Here is a 14,428-nt window from a genome sequence, read left to right on the forward strand (position 1 = left end):
CCGCCTTCAATCACGCGAGTGACGGCCCTGACCACGCGAGTTCCGGGCCCGACCACGCGAGTTGCAGGTTCCGACCACGCAGGTTCGCGCGTGAGGGTTGGTTTGCGATCTGGGCGGTCGGTTCGCCTGGAAGGCGGACTGGCGCGCAGCCGGGCGTCCGGCGCGCCTGCCGGGGCGGGTCGGCACGCAGCCCGAGCAATCGGGCTGGCTGCCAGCCCGCTCGCGGTCCAGGCGGTCGGCTGCTCGAATCGAGGGGGTTGGCCATCTGCTCGAAGGGGGCCGGCTCGGGCCGCCGTTCCACCCGTCCGCGGCGAAACCCGCCGCCTCAACCACTCAGGAGGGCGATTTGGTCACCAGTACTCGTCCGGGAGCTTGCCCTCGATGTCCCGCACGTGCTGCCGTGCGCAGTCCGGGCACAGCCACCGGACCACGCCACGCTCGCGGGTGGAGACCCAGGCGAGGGCCGTGACCGGGTCGTCGTCGGCTGTGCGGGTGTGGCCGCAGCGGGTGCACACCTGCGGCTCCGGCGCGCTCACCGGGACCGTCCACAGTGGATTGCCTTGGCGCCGAAGAGGTACAGATCGTCCCGGCGGCCCAGGAAATGCGGGCCATGCGGATCGGTCAGGGCCGCGGCCGCGGCGCGGTCGTCGGCGTCGAGCCACTCCGCGGCCCAGTCGGCGAGCCAGCCGATGCGGTGCACCACGTACTCGCGCAGGAGGTCCGAGCCCGGCATCGGGTGGTCGATGAGCGCACCGAAGGACTCGACGTCCGAGAGACCGGCTTCGCGAAGGGCGCGCGTCCAGCCGTAGGGCATCGCGACGCTGCCCGGCAGCCCGGCGCGCATCCGGGCGAACCACTCGGCCCGCGCGGCGTGCAACCGCTGCTCCAGCCCAGGCCGTCCGACCCCGAGCTCCCACGGGAGGCAACGCAGCTCAAGCCCACCCTCGGCAATGGCCAGCACCCCACCCGGCCGCAACAGCCCGGCGAGCGTACGCAGCGCGGCCTGCTGGTCACCGACATGGTGGACAACACCGGAAGCCCACACGAGATCAGCGGCAGGCACGGCCAGCCCGGGATCGGCAAGGTCCCCAAGCAGCCCGACGACCTCAACCGAGCCGGCAGCCGACCCGTCACCACGAACCCGCCCAGCCTCAGCGGAGCCGGTGGCCACTTCCGCCACAGCAGACCCCGCGCCCCCAGCGGAACCAGCCGCCGCCACGGCTCGCTCTGCCTCGGCGAGCAGCTCCGGCGTGGCGTCGACCAGTACCACCCGGCCCCCGCCCCGGCGGGCCAGCTCGCGTGCGAACAGCACGCTCATCCCGCCCGCGCCGCAACCGACGTCGGCGATCGTCGGGTGCTCCGGCAGGCCGGATACCAGCCGCTGCGCGACGGGAGTCAATGCCGGCTCATCCAGCTTGTCCGCCATGCGCAGCTGGGTCAGGCGGTCCGCCCAGTCGATGTCGTCGTGGGTGTGTCCCGGCATCGACCCATTGAACACCAGGCAGGGCCCCGCCGCCCGAAGGCGGCGGGGCCCTTGCTCAGCTCTGGTCCTCGTGGCGCTCCGCTCGGCGAGACGCCCATCGGGCTACTCGCGTCCAGCGACGCACCGCGCGTGCGCGACCTCGGGCCCGCTGGGCGCGGACCCCCTCCTCCAGGTCCCGTATTCGGGCCCTGGACAGTTCTTCATAGAGCAACATCTCGCTGATCTCCTCGATCTCGGTCTTCGTCAACTGCAGCTGCGGACGGCACATCCGCGCTTCGTAGTCCTTCGCGGTAACCAGTTCGACGCTCATGCGGCGGCGCTCCGGTGATCGCCGGCGGCCTTGGCCGCGGCGGGCTCGACCGCTGCGTTCTTGCGCGGGCGGCCGCGGGGCCGCTTGCGCGCGATCACGACGCCGCGCTCGAAGATCTCGCCGCCCCAGACGCCCCACGGCTCGCGCCGGGCCAGGGCACCCGCGAGGCAGGCCTCGCGGACCGGGCAGTCGGCGCACTGCGCCTTGGCCCGCTCGAGCTCGGCCGGGGACTCGGCGAACCACAGGTCCGCGTCGCCGGAACGGCAGGGCAGTGCCACGTCGGGCACCGCGATCGGGTCGAGCAGGTCGGCGAATATTGCCTCACCAGAGGTGTAGGCGATGGCCGAAGACATGGTGGTTCCTCCTTGTGCCGTACGGGTTTTCGGTTGAGTGACGGAGCTGGGCAACGCTGTTCCTCTTGGGTTGTGCAGCCAAAAACACGAAGGCCGCGGATCCGGGTTTTCCGGTTCCGCGGCCTTCGTGAGCCTCTGTCCTGACTTAGGTCAGGAACTTCGCTCCCGTATCGACAACGGAACACGGAACTTCTTGATGGTCGGCAGATCGGCCTGCGGGTACGCGGCGAGAACGCCCTGCGTCCCGAAGACGACGACACCGGTGGCCCAACGACGCTCGACGCGCCGCATGCCACGGACCTCGTGCGCGCTCACGGACACACCGGTGCCCGGGCGCGAAGCGACCGCGGCTTCCGCGGCACAGGACAGACGGGTGCCCGGGTTCGTGAGCGTCATGTTGATGGTCATTTCACCGGCACCTCCTTCTGTACTCTGCACACACGGCCGCCGAGCGGCGCTGTCCGTAGATCCCCAGTCGAGCCCTTCGGGCTCGGTACTGGCAGGTTATTGCCCCGCACCACACCGCTGCAACTCAATTAACGGGAAAATCCTCGAAGTTACGAAGATCGCCCCTGAGCAGCGGGTTCGCCGCGTCGATCATGGTCCGGACGCGGTCAAGACCCCGTCGACGCCCGCACGACGCCGAGGATCTCCGCGCCGAAGCGTTCGAGCTTCGTCGCGCCGATGCCGGAGATCGACACCAGCGCCGCCTCGTCGGCCGGGCGCTGCTCGGCGATCGCCATCAGCGTCGCGTCCGTGAACACCACGAACGCCGGCACCTTCAGCTCGCGCGCGCGGTCGCCGCGCCACGTCTTCAGCCGCTCCAGCAGGTCCTCATCCACTGTGGACGGGCACCGCCCGCACCGGCCCAGCTTGACGTCGATGGTCTCCAGCAGCGGCCCGCCGCAGACGCGGCAGCGCGTCGTCTTCGCCGGCGCCGCCGTCTTCTGCTGGGCCGACCGCGCCACCCGGGCGGCCGGGTGGTCCTCCGGGATCAGGCCGTACAAGAACCGGCTGCGCCGCCGGTTGCGGCGGCCGCCCGGCGTCCGGGCCAGCGCCCAGGACAGCCACAGGTGCTCGCGGGCCCGGGTGACGCCGACGTAGAACAGCCGCCGCTCCTCCTCGATCGCCGCTTCGTCGTCGCCGGCGTGCAGGATCGGCATCGTGCCCTCGGCGAGACCGACCAGGAACACCGCGTCCCACTCCAGGCCCTTCGCCGCGTGCAGCGACGCGAGCGTCACGCCCTCGACCGTCGGCGGGTGCTGGGCCGCGGCGCGCTGGTCGAGCTCGGCGCAGAAGCGCGGCAGGTCCGCGTCCGCGACCGTCGAAGCGAGCTCCTCGGCCAGTTCGACGATCGCCAGGAGCGCGTCCCAGCGCTCCTTCGCCGCGCCACCCGCGGGCGGCGACTCGGTCAGGCCGACCCGCGCGAGCACCGAACGCACCGTCGTGACCAGGTCGGAGCTGCCGTCGCCGCTCGCCGCCCGCAGCGCGGACATCGCCTGGCGGACCTCAGTCCGGTTGAAGAACCGTTCGCCGCCGCGGACCAGGTACGGGACGCCGGCGTCGGCCAGCGCCGACTCGTAGGCCTCAGACTGCGCGTTGACCCGGTAGAGGATCGCGATCTCGCTCGCCGCGACCCCGCCGTCCAGCAGCTCGCGCACCCGCCGGGCGGCGGCCTCGGCCTCGACCGCCTCGTCGTCGAACTCGGCGAAGCGCGGCTCCGGCCCCGGCGGCCGCTGCCCGATCAGCTTCAACCGCGAGCCCGCCGGCCGGCCCCGCGCGGCGCCGATCACCCGGTTCGCCAGCGCGACGACCTCGGGCGTCGACCGGTAGTCGCGCTCGAGCCGGACGACCGTGGCGTCCGGGAAGCGGCGCGTGAACTCGAGCAACGGCCGCGGCGACGCACCGCCGAACGAGTAGATGGTCTGGTTGGCGTCGCCGACGACGGTGAGGTCGTCGCGGCCGCCGAGCCACGCGTCGAGCAGGCGCTGCTGCAGCGGCGTCACGTCCTGGTACTCGTCGACGACGAAGCAGCGGTAGCGGTCGCGGAACTCCTCGGCGACGACGCCGTGTTCCTCGAGCACGGCCGTCGTGTGCAGCAGCAGGTCGTCGAAGTCGAGGACCTGCGCGGCGGTCTTCAGTTCTTCGTACGTGCGGTAGACCTCGGCGACCTGCGCCGCCGGCGCCGGGATGTCCCGCTGGGCGCGGGCGGTGACGGCCGGGTAGTCGTCCGGGCTGATCAGCGACGCCTTCGCCCACTCGATCTCGCTCGCGAGGTCGCGCAGGACCTCGACCTCGGTGCCCATCCGGGCCCGGTTCGCGGCCTGGCCGACGAACCGCAGCTTGTTCTCCATCAGGTCCCACGGCCGGTCGCCGACCACCCGCGGCCAGAAGTAGCGCAGCTGGCGGCGGGCGGCGGCGTGGAAGGTCAGCGCCTGCGCCGCTTCGACGCCGAGGCCGCGCAGCCGCGTCCGCATCTCGCCCGCGGCCCGCGTCGTGAACGTGACCGCAAGCACCTGACCGGCGGAAACGTGCCCCGATCGGACGAGGTGGGCGATGCGGTGGGTGATCGTCCGGGTCTTGCCCGTGCCGGCGCCGGCGAGCACGCAGACCGGCCCCCGCGGGGCACTGGCGGCAGCACGCTGCTCGGGGTCGAGACCATCGAGCAAACGGTTCAGGCTCTTGGGGGAAAGTACGCCGGTCACGTCCGGCATCCTCGCAGAGGGGGACGGGGAATCGGGGCAGGGGCACGCGGCCGTATCCTGGTCATATGGCGGGACAGCAGGACAAGGAAGCGGCCAAGCAGGCCAAGAAGGAGAAGCGCGCGGCGAGCAAGGCACGCCGTGGCCAGCTCTTCGAAGCCTTCAAGATGCAGCGCAAGGAAGACCCGTGGCTCATCCCGTGGATGGTCGGGGCGATCGTGGTCGTCGCCGGCGTCCTGTTCGGGGTCGGGTTCTTCTTCAACGCGCAGTGGGTGCTGCTGCCACTGGGCCTGATCCTCGGCGGCCTCCTCGCCATGATCATCTTCGGCCGGCGCGTCCAGCGCACGGTCTACTCGAAGGCCGACGGCCAGCCCGGCGCCGCGGCGTGGGCGCTGGAGAACCTGCGCGGCCGCTGGAAGGTGACGCCGACGGTCGCGGCGACCACCCAGCTCGACGCGGTGCACCGGGTCCTCGGCGGCCCCGGCGTGGTGCTCGTCGCCGAAGGCGCGCCGCACCGCGTGAAGACGCTGCTCGCCCAGGAGAAGAAGCGCGTCTCCCGCCTGATCGGCGACACGCCGATCTACGACGTGACGATCGGCAACGAAGACGGCCAGCTCCCGCTGAAGAAGCTCCAGGGCTACCTGATGAAGCTGCCCCGCAACCTGAAGCCGGCCCAGGTCGACGCCCTCGAGGCGAAGCTGGCCGCCCTCGGCAACCGCGGCGCGGCGCTCCCCAAGGGCCCGATGCCCGCTGGCGCGAAGATGCGCAACGTCCAGCGGACGATCCGCCGCCGCTGACCCCGCGTGCGAAAAGGCCCCCGTCCGGGTTCGGACGGGGGCCTTTTTCTGTCGACCGGGTCAGCGCATCCGGATCACGACGGTGCCGGTCAGCCGGTCGAGCCAGCTGCGGCCGTCGGCGTTGCGGACCGCCGCCGGGATGATCACGAACGTCAGGACCGCCCGGACCAGCGCGCGCAGCGGGCCGACGATCGCGGCGCCGTCGAGGCGGGCGACGCGGATACCGACGGCGGCCATCCCGGGCGTGAAGCCGAAGAAGCCGGCCGAGATGACCGAGATGATCGCCCACACGCCGCCGGACCACAGGTTGAACCGCTGCATCGCCGCCGGGTCCTGCAGGCTGGGGTGCAGGAAGATCGCCGTGACCAGGGCCGCGACCACCAGGTCGACGATCAGCCCGAGCAGCCGCGCGCCCCCGCTCGCCGCCGCGCCGACGCCGGACTCGGGCAAACCGAACTTCTCGCCCGGCCAACGCGCGCCGTGTTGATCAGTGCCCTGGCCGCCGTCGCCGGTGCCGGGTAGCCATTCACCGGTCCATCTCGCCACCCGTCTAGGGTATGCCGGTGGCGTGGAGCACATCCGACCTGGTCGGATACCCGATATCGACCACCCGTTAACACCGGCGAAACATACGGGTGACGGTCGGGCAACACCGCACTTTTAGCGTGAGCCGAAGAGAGCACTGCCGTACGAGCTCGAACGAGAAGGAGTCACCGAGGGTGCCCACTACTCCAGACGACATCCAGCGCCTCATCGCCGACGAGGACGTCGAGGTCATCGACGTCCAGTTCTGCGACCTGCCCGGCGTGATGCAGCACTTCACGGTCCCCGCGAAGGCCTTCACCGAAGAGGCTTTCGAAGAGGGTCTCGCGTTCGACGGCTCCTCGGTGCGCGGCTTCCAGTCCATCCACGAGTCCGACATGCTGCTCCTGCCGGACGCGGCGACGGCGCGGATCGACCCGTTCCGCAAGGCGAAGACGCTCGCCCTCAACTTCTTCGTGCACGACCCGTTCACCCGTGAGGCGTACAGCCGCGACCCGCGCAACATCGCGCGCAAGGCCGAGCAGTACATCTCCGAGTACGGCGTCGCCGACAACGTCTACTTCGGCCCCGAAGCCGAGTTCTACATCTTCGACTCGGTCCGCTTCGACTCCGCCGAGCACGCCTCCTTCCACGAGATCGACTCGATCGAGGGCTGGTGGAACACCGGCGCCGACGAGGTCGGCGGCAACCAGGGCTACAAGACGAAGTTCAAGGGCGGCTACTTCCCGGTCCCGCCGGTCGACCACTTCGCCGACCTGCGCGACGACATCGTCCGCAACCTGACGAACACCGGTTTCGAGATCGAGCGCGCGCACCACGAGGTGGGCACCGCCGGCCAGACAGAGATCAACTACAAGTTCAACACGCTGCTGCACGCGGCCGACGACCTGCAGCTGTTCAAGTACATCGTGAAGAACACGGTGTTCGCGGCGGGCAAGACGGCGACGTTCATGCCGAAGCCCCTCGCCGGCGACAACGGCTCGGGCATGCACTGCCACCAGTCGCTGTGGAAGGACGGCCAGCCGCTGTTCCACGACGAGTCGGGCTACGCCGGCCTGTCGGACACCGCGCGCCACTACATCGGCGGCCTGCTCAAGCACGCCCCGAGCCTGCTGGCCTTCACGAACCCGACGGTGAACTCCTACCACCGCCTGGTCCCGGGCTTCGAGGCGCCGGTTTCGCTGGTGTACTCGCAGCGCAACCGCTCGGCCTGCGTGCGCATCCCGATCACGGGCAACAACCCGAAGGCGAAGCGCGCCGAGTTCCGCTGCCCGGACTCGTCGGGCAACCCGTACCTGGCGTTCTCGGCGATGATGATGGCCGGCCTCGACGGCATCCGGAACAAGATCGAGCCGCCGGACCCGATCGACAAGGACCTGTACGAGCTCCCGCCGGAGGAGGCCAAGGACGTCAAGCTCGTCCCGGGCGACCTGGGCACGGTCCTCGACACGCTGGAAGCCGACCACGAGTACCTCCTCGAGGGCGGCGTGTTCACCCCGGACGTGATCGAGACGTGGATCTCGTACAAGCGCGAGAACGAGATCGACCCGCTGCGCCTGCGCCCGCACCCGTACGAGTTCGCCCTGTACTACGACGTGTGATCCGGTAGTACGGCCCTGGACACGCCGGTGGCGAGGAGCGAAGAGCCCTCGCCACCGGCGTTTCTTATTCCGCCGTCGACAGGACCTTCAAATCCGCACCGGCCGCCTCGAAGCGGCCCCGCGGGTCCTCCACCAGCTTCCGGCGCTCCAAATCCATCAGCCCCAGCGTGCACGTGATCTCCGCCGCCACCGTGCCGTCCAGCTTGATGATCGTCGAGTCCATCCGGAACGTCTTGCCCGTGCCGAACTTGACGTCGCACGTCACGTCGACCTCGTCGCCTGCTCGGAGCTCGCGGCGGAACTTCACGTGGGTCTCCAGCAGCACCGATGCCACTCCCGGGAGGCCCTTCAGCGCGCCCGCTGCTTCGAGGAGCTCCAGGCGGGAGACCTCGCCGTACGAGTGGTACACGGCGTGGTTGAGGTGGCCCAGGGTGTCCAGCTCGTAGTGCCGGACCTTGATCCGGGTGCGGAACGGTTCGCGATCGGTCACCGGCCCACTGTAGGTCAGGCTTCGTAGAACAGGTGCTCCACCACCGTGTGCGCCCGGCGGGTGATGCGGCGGTACGTGTCCAGGAACTCGCCCGGGTCGTCCTCCGCGCTGCGGCCGAACACGCGGGCCACCGCCGCCAGGTCGCGGCCCGACCCCGGGACCTCGTCGACCGCCTTGCCGCGGACCAGCATTCCCGCGTTGCGTACCCGGGTTGCCAGCAGCCACGCTTCGCGCAACGAATCCGCTTCGGACTGCGTAGCCAGCCCCGCGTCCGGCAGGCACTCCAGCGCGTCCAGCGTTGACGTCGTCCGCAGGCCCGGGACCGAACACGCGTGCTGCAGCTGCAGGAGCTGCACCGTCCATTCGACGTCGGCGAGGCCGCCGCGGCCCAGCTTCGTGTGGCGGGTCGGGTCGGCGCCGCGTGGCATGCGCTCGGTCTCCACGCGGGCCTTGATGCGGCGGATCTCTCGCGCCTTCGTCGCGTCCAGGCCGCCTTCGGGGTAGCGGATCGGGTCGATCATCGCGATGAACCGCTCGCCGAGGTCGTCGTCGCCGGCGATGAACCGTGCGCGCAGCAGGGCCTGAGCCTCCCACACCTCGCCCCACCGGGCGTAGTACGCGCGGTAGGACTCCAGGGTGCGGACCAGCGGCCCGCTTCGGCCCTCCGGCCGCAGGTCGGCGTCGACCACCAGGGCCGGATCCGGGCTCGGCGCGCCGAGCATCTTCCGGACCGTCTCCGCGACCGACGAAGCGAACTTCACCGCGTCGGCGTCCGAAACCCCTTCGGACGGCTCGCACACGAAGAGCACGTCGGCGTCGGAGCCGTAGCCGAGTTCCGCGCCGCCGAGCCGGCCCATTCCGATGACGGCGATGCGCGCCGGCGTGCGCCCCAGCTCTGCTTGGCGCTGGCGGAACGCCGCCGCCAGCGCGCCCTGCAGCACCGCGACCCACACCGAAGACAGCGCTTCGCAAACCGCGGGCACTTCGAGCAACCCCAGCAGGTCCGCGCACGCGACACGCAGGAGTTCGTGCCGCCGCAGGGATCGCGCCGCCGCGACCGCCGCGTTCAACCCGGGCTGACGGCGGACGGCGGCCCGCAGCGACGTCGCCACCTCGGCCGGCGTGCGGCCCACCAGGCGGGCCGGGTCGCCGAGCAGCTGCAGCACCTCCGGTGCGCGGACCAGCAGGTCGGGCACCAGCCTCGACGTCCCCAGCAGGAGCGCCAGGTTCTCCACGACGGTGCCCTCGTCGCGCAGCACCCGCAGGTACCACGGGGTGTCTTCGAGCGCCTCGGACACCTTCCGGTACGACAAGAGCCCGCCGTCGGGGTCGGGCGTGTCGGCGAAGAGGTCGAGCAGCACCGGCAGCAGCGCCTGCTGGATCGCCGCGCGCCGCGAAACTCCCGAGGTGAGGGCCTTGATGTGCTGGAGCGCGCCGTCGGGTGCGGTGTAGCCGAGCGCGGCCAGGCGGCTGGCCGCCTGCTTGGTCGTCAGGCGCAGCGCCTCCGTGGGCACGTTCGCGACCGACTGCAGCAGCGGCCGGTAGAAGATCTTTTCGTGCAGGCGCCGGATGCCCTTGCCGTGCTTGCGGAACTCCGCGAGCAGCGCCTCGCCCTGGCTCTTGCCGCCGCTCGCCTTGATCCCGCTGGCCCGGGCGAGGATCCGCAGCTCGTCGGTGTCCGATGCCGCGGGGAAGAGGTGCGTCCGGCGCAGCCGCCGCAGCTGCAGCCGGTGTTCGAGCATCCGCAGGAACTCGTACGACGCCCCCAGCTCCGCAGCGTCCTGACGGCCGACGTACCCGCCTTCACCGAGCGCCGCCAGAGCGTCCATTGTGGACGGTGAGCGCAGGTCCGCGTCGACCCGGCCGTGCACGAGCTGCAGCAGCTGCACGGCGAATTCGACGTCCCGAAGACCGCCGCGGCCCAGCTTCAGCTCGCGTTCGGCGTGCTCCGACGGCACGTGCCCCTCGACGCGGCGGCGCATCTGCTGCACCTCGGCGACGAAGTTCTCGCGGTCGGCGGCCGACCACACCAGCGGCGCCACCATCTCGGCGTACTGGCGGCCGAGTTCGGCGTCGCCCGCCACCGGACGGGCCTTGAGCAGGGCCTGGAACTCCCAGGTCTTCGCCCACTTCTGGTAGTAGCTGTGGTGCCCGTCGAGTGTCCGGACGAGTGCACCGGCCTTGCCTTCGGGCCGCAGCGCCGCGTCGACCTCGAAGCACGCCTTCCCGACGACGCGCATCATCGTGCTCGCCAGGCGCGTGGCGAGGCCGAGGTCGTCCTCGCCGACGAAGATGACGTCGACGTCGCTGACGTAGTTGAGCTCCCGGCCGCCGCACTTGCCCATCGCGATGATCGCGAGCGTGCCTTCGGCGGACGCGCCCGCTTCGGCCTCGGCGACGACCAGCCCGGCGGCCAGCGCGGCTTCGGCGAGCTCGGTCAGCTGCGCCGCGACCTCGGCGTAGCTCGGGTGCTCGAGGCCGGCCTCCACGAGGTGACCCAGGTCGGCGGCGGCGATGCCGAGCAGCTGGCCGCGGTAGGCGACCTTCAGCGCCTGCTCGGCTTCGGTGCCGGTGAGCACCGAGCCGTCGTCGCGCACGAGCGCCGCGCGCAGGGCTTCGCGGTAGCAGGCCGAATCGGTGCACTTGTCGGCGGTGAGCGCGTGCCACTGGCCGGGGTTGGCGGCGAGGAAGTCGGCGAGCGCGCTCGACGTGCCCAGGACGCCGAGGAGCCGGCCGCGGAACGTCCGGTGGGCGCGCAGCTGTTCTTCGAGGGCAGTCCATTCTCCGGCGTCGGCCTCGCGGATCCGGTCCAGGCCGCGCAGTGCGAGGTCGGGGTCGGCGGCGCGCGACAACGCCGCGAGCACGTCGGCGGCCGCGGCGGCCGGGCCGGCGTCGGCCCACCAGCCGGCCGCGCGCAGCTGGCCCTCGGCACGGGCGTCGGTGAAGCCGTACCTCGCCGCCGAAGCGGTCGTTCGCGCGCGATCTGCCATCACCGACCACCGTAGCCGGGGAACACGGCTCAGGCGGCGAGCCGGCCCGGCTCGGTCCCGGCGGGCGTCGGCTCGGGCACGTGGAAGCTGTGCGCGGTGACGGGGTGGCGGCGCGAAAGCAGGTAGATGCCGGCGCCCACGCTGATCCCGGCGACGCCGACGGCGATCGTGCCGGCGGCGCCGAGGGACGCGACCTTGCCGGAGATCGCACCGACGATCGCGGCGGCGGGCAGCGTGAACAGCCACGCGACGACCATCCGGCCGGCCATCCGCCAGCGGACCGGCGCCTCGCGGCGGCCGACGCCGGAGCCGATGATCCCGCCGGAGCACACGTGCGTCGTCGACAGCGGGAACCCCAGCCGCGACGAAACGAGGATGACCAGCGCCGAGCTCGTCTGGGCGGCGAAGCCCTGCGGACCCTCGATGTCGGTCAGGCCCTTGCCGAGGGTGTGGGTGATGCGCCAGCCGCCGAGGTAGGTGCCGGCCGCGAGGGCGCACGCGGCGCTGATGATCACCCAGACGGGCGGGGCGGCGCCCGGCGGGAGGCTGCCGGCGGTGACGAGGGTGAGCGTGATGACGCCCATGGTCTTCTGCGCGTCGTTGGTGCCGTGGGCGAGGGAGACCAGCGACGCCGAGACGATCTGGCCGACCTTGAACCCGCGCGTGGCCGGGCGCCCCCGCACCAGGAAGCGGTAGACGAGGTAGGTGGCGGCCATCGCGACCAGGCCGGCGATGACCGGGCTGGCCGCCGCCGGGACCAGGACCTTCTCGACGATCTTCCCGAAGTGGACCGAATCGGTGCCGGCGGAGATCCAGGTGGCGCCGATCAGGCCGCCGAACAGCGCGTGCGACGAGCTCGACGGCAGGCCGACGAACCACGTCACGAGGTTCCAGACGATTGCGCCGACCAGCCCGCCGAAGACGATCGACGGGCCGATCTTCGTGTCGTCCACCAGGCCGCTGGAGATCGTCTTGGCGACCTCGACCGACAGGAACGCGCCGACCAGGTTCAGCACCGCGGAGATCGCGACGGCCACGCGGGGTCTGAGGGCCCCGGTGGCGATCGACGTGGCCATCGAGTTCGCGGTGTCGTGGAACCCGTTCGTGAAATCGAAAACCAGGGCCGTGACGACGACGACCACGACCAGCAACGAGGGTTGCACCCGACCTCCGCACCCTTGTGGGGACTCTTTCCGCAAGGTACCTGACGGGTGCGCCCGGCGTTAACAGCGTGTTGCTGGTTGTGACTTCTGTCGTTAAGCCAGCGGTAACGTGCGTTGACTTGCCGCGGCCGGTTCGAGCTCGCCGGCGGCCAGCCTGACGAACCGCTGCGCGAAGGGCCGCCAGGTCTCCTCGATGTCGGCGTGCACGGTGACCAGCTTGTCGTGGTCGAGGGCGCCGGGCCGCGCGAACTCCGCCTCGTCAGGGCATTCGACGGCCCAGTTCTCGACGACTTCCGCGGTCGTCTCGATGTGGAACTGGACGCCGTAGACGCACCGGCCGAGCCGGTAGGCCTGGTGCGCGTAGCGCGGGGACGACGCGAGCAGCTCGGCGCCGGGCGGGAGCCGGGTGATCGCGTCGGTGTGGAACTGGAGGACGTCCTGCACGAGCGGCAGGTCGGCGAAGAGCGGGTCGGTCCACGCCGCGTCCTTCTTGCTGACGAGGTACGGACCGACCTCGGGCCCGTCGGGACCGGCCTCGACGCGGCCACCGGTCGCGACGGCCAGCAGCTGCGCGCCGAGGCAGATCCCGAGCGTGGGCAGGCTCTTCGAGGCCGCCTTGGCCAGCAGCCGCCGGACGTCGGCGAGCCACGGGTGGGTGGCGTCGTCTTCCGCGGCCATGCTGCCGCCCAGGCAGACGACGCCCTGGTAGCCGTCGAGGTCCGGCAGTTCTTGCCCCGGCAGCAGCCGGACGTCGAGCTCGGCGCCGGCGCCGGTGAGCCAGTCGCCGAGGGGGCCGACCGGGTCCGACTCGTCCGGCTGGATGATCAGCAGTCGTGTCACGTGGTCCAGGGTAGGTCAGCAGGCGCAGCGGATCCCCGGGGTCGTGGTGCCTTCGACGGGGTAGCCGGCGGCGATCCAGCTGGCGATGCCGCCGGACAGCCGTTTCACCCGGAAGCCGAGCTGGGCGAGCTTGAGCGCACCCTTCGTGGCGGCGTTGCACTGGGCGCTTTCGCAGTAGCAGACGTACACGAGGTCGCGGTCGAGGCTCTTCGTGCTCTCGGCCGTCATGTCCCGGTACGGCAGGTTGATCGCGCCGGGGATGCGGGCGTGGGCGAAGGCTTCGGGCGCGCGGGTCTCGACGACGACGTAGCCGTCGGTGCGCCCGGCTTCGAGGTCCTGGACGAGATCGTCGGGGTCGACTTCGAAGCCGAGTTCGGCACCGAAGTACTCGACGGCGGCCGCCGGGGCCGCGGCGGGGAAGGCGAGCGTGCGTGTCATGGGGTAAATCCTGCTGGGACGAGCGGGTTCCGGACAGGGCAGAATCGGCGTGGAAGCCCGGATCGGCCGGGGATTTCCCTGTTCTGGCCCTGCGAACCCGGGAGAGTGCCGGTGGATCCCCTCGACGACGTCGACTGGCAGCTGCTGGAGCTCCTGCAGGCCGACGGCCGGCTGAGCTTTTCGGAGCTGGGGCGCCGGGTGTCGCTGTCCGGATCGGCGGTGACGGAACGAGTGCGCCGCCTCGAGGAGCGCGGGGTGATCACCGGCTACGCGGCGAGTGTGGACACGACGAAGCTCGGGCTGCCGATCGAGGCACTGGTGCGGGCGCGGGTGCGGAGTCTGGACACGCCCCGGTTCCGGACGGCGGTGCTGCCGTTGCCCCAGGTCGTCGCGGCGGACCACGTGACGGGGGACGAGTGCTGGGTGCTGCGGGTGCTGTGCCGGGATACCGCGGAGCTGGAAGCGCTGGTCGAGAAGGTGCAGCGGTACGGGGAGACGACGACGTCGCTGGTGTTGTCGTCGCCGTTGCGGCGCCGGCCGCCGGCTCGACCGGTTTGAGGCATGAGAAAAGGGCCTGGACCGGGAGACTTTCGTCTCAACCGGGCCCAGGCCCTTCCCTCAAGTAAGTTCGGCGGTGTCCTACTCTCCCACAACCCTTCGGTTGCAGTACCATCGGCGCTGTCAGGCTTAGCTTCCGGGTTCGGAATGGGACCGGGCG

General features: G+C 71.2%; 15 protein-coding genes and 1 rRNA gene. 3 read left to right on the plus strand and 13 right to left on the minus strand.

From position 1 onward, the window contains the following. Positions 1–350: 350 nt before the first annotated feature. From OO60_RS36320 to OO60_RS36345, 6 genes are all read right to left on the minus strand, one after another. Positions 351–536: a hypothetical protein gene (locus OO60_RS36320; protein WP_004561186.1), complete on the minus strand. Its 186-nt coding sequence runs from the start codon at positions 534–536 to the stop codon at positions 351–353. After that, on the minus strand, positions 533–1,483 hold the full coding sequence (locus OO60_RS36325) for a class I SAM-dependent methyltransferase (protein WP_004561187.1): 951 nt from the start codon (positions 1,481–1,483) through the stop codon (positions 533–535). The genes OO60_RS36320 and OO60_RS36325 overlap by 4 nt, the downstream gene beginning before the upstream one ends. A gap of 55 nt (positions 1,484–1,538) precedes the next feature. Further along, positions 1,539–1,793 (minus strand): hypothetical protein, encoded by a 255-nt coding sequence (locus OO60_RS36330; protein WP_004561188.1) that lies wholly within the window; start codon positions 1,791–1,793, stop codon positions 1,539–1,541. Next, entirely contained in the window at positions 1,790–2,146 is a 357-nt protein-coding gene (locus OO60_RS36335; RefSeq protein WP_004561189.1) for a WhiB family transcriptional regulator, read from the minus strand. The genes OO60_RS36330 and OO60_RS36335 overlap by 4 nt, the downstream gene beginning before the upstream one ends. A gap of 150 nt (positions 2,147–2,296) precedes the next feature. Further along, a complete protein-coding gene (locus OO60_RS36340; protein ID WP_004561190.1) occupies positions 2,297–2,554 on the minus strand; it encodes a hypothetical protein in 258 nt (85 codons plus the stop codon). A gap of 206 nt (positions 2,555–2,760) precedes the next feature. After that, a complete protein-coding gene (locus OO60_RS36345; RefSeq protein WP_033263049.1) occupies positions 2,761–4,851 on the minus strand; it encodes an ATP-dependent DNA helicase UvrD2 in 2,091 nt (696 codons plus the stop codon). Positions 4,852–4,916: 65 nt separating this feature from the next. On the opposite strand from OO60_RS36345, the gene OO60_RS36350 reads away from it, so the two are divergent. Beyond that, positions 4,917–5,645 carry a DUF4191 domain-containing protein gene (locus OO60_RS36350; protein ID WP_004561192.1) on the plus strand — a complete coding sequence of 243 codons (729 nt, stop codon included), beginning with the start codon at positions 4,917–4,919 and terminating at the stop codon, positions 5,643–5,645. A 60-nt stretch (positions 5,646–5,705) separates the two neighbouring features. On the opposite strand, the gene OO60_RS36355 is transcribed toward OO60_RS36350, so the two are convergent. Next, the gene (locus OO60_RS36355) at positions 5,706–6,095 is read right to left on the minus strand and encodes an RDD family protein (RefSeq protein WP_004561193.1); all 390 of its coding nucleotides are present in this window, start codon (positions 6,093–6,095) and stop codon (positions 5,706–5,708) included. A 269-nt stretch (positions 6,096–6,364) separates the two neighbouring features. On the opposite strand from OO60_RS36355, the gene glnA reads away from it, so the two are divergent. Further along, entirely contained in the window at positions 6,365–7,789 is a 1,425-nt protein-coding gene (gene glnA, locus OO60_RS36360; protein ID WP_004561194.1) for a type I glutamate--ammonia ligase, read from the plus strand. Positions 7,790–7,853: 64 nt separating this feature from the next. Here glnA and OO60_RS36365 read toward each other — a convergent pair whose 3' ends face one another. The 5 genes from OO60_RS36365 to OO60_RS36385 form a co-directional block, all read right to left on the minus strand. Next, on the minus strand, positions 7,854–8,279 hold the full coding sequence (locus tag OO60_RS36365; protein ID WP_004561195.1) for an acyl-CoA thioesterase: 426 nt from the start codon (positions 8,277–8,279) through the stop codon (positions 7,854–7,856). A 14-nt stretch (positions 8,280–8,293) separates the two neighbouring features. Further along, a complete protein-coding gene (locus OO60_RS36370) occupies positions 8,294–11,269 on the minus strand; it encodes a bifunctional [glutamine synthetase] adenylyltransferase/[glutamine synthetase]-adenylyl-L-tyrosine phosphorylase (protein WP_033263050.1) in 2,976 nt (991 codons plus the stop codon). Positions 11,270–11,298: 29 nt separating this feature from the next. Further along, positions 11,299–12,432 carry an inorganic phosphate transporter gene (locus OO60_RS36375; RefSeq protein ID WP_162186959.1) on the minus strand — a complete coding sequence of 378 codons (1,134 nt, stop codon included), beginning with the start codon at positions 12,430–12,432 and terminating at the stop codon, positions 11,299–11,301. Between the two features lie 93 nt (positions 12,433–12,525). Then, on the minus strand, positions 12,526–13,272 hold the full coding sequence (locus OO60_RS36380) for a type 1 glutamine amidotransferase (protein ID WP_033263052.1): 747 nt from the start codon (positions 13,270–13,272) through the stop codon (positions 12,526–12,528). Positions 13,273–13,287: 15 nt separating this feature from the next. Beyond that, a complete protein-coding gene (locus OO60_RS36385; protein WP_033263053.1) occupies positions 13,288–13,710 on the minus strand; it encodes a rhodanese-like domain-containing protein in 423 nt (140 codons plus the stop codon). A gap of 111 nt (positions 13,711–13,821) precedes the next feature. On the opposite strand from OO60_RS36385, the gene OO60_RS36390 reads away from it, so the two are divergent. Next, complete coding sequence (locus OO60_RS36390; protein WP_033263054.1) at positions 13,822–14,268, plus strand: Lrp/AsnC family transcriptional regulator; 447 nt, start codon at positions 13,822–13,824, stop codon at positions 14,266–14,268. A gap of 68 nt (positions 14,269–14,336) precedes the next feature. Here the strand turns inward: OO60_RS36390 and rrf are convergent. Further along, positions 14,337–14,428: ribosomal RNA gene (rrf, locus tag OO60_RS45195) — 5S ribosomal RNA — on the minus strand; the annotation flags it as partial.

This window comes from Amycolatopsis vancoresmycina, assembly GCF_000716785.1.
GTDB lineage: Bacteria > Actinomycetota > Actinomycetes > Mycobacteriales > Pseudonocardiaceae > Amycolatopsis > Amycolatopsis vancoresmycina.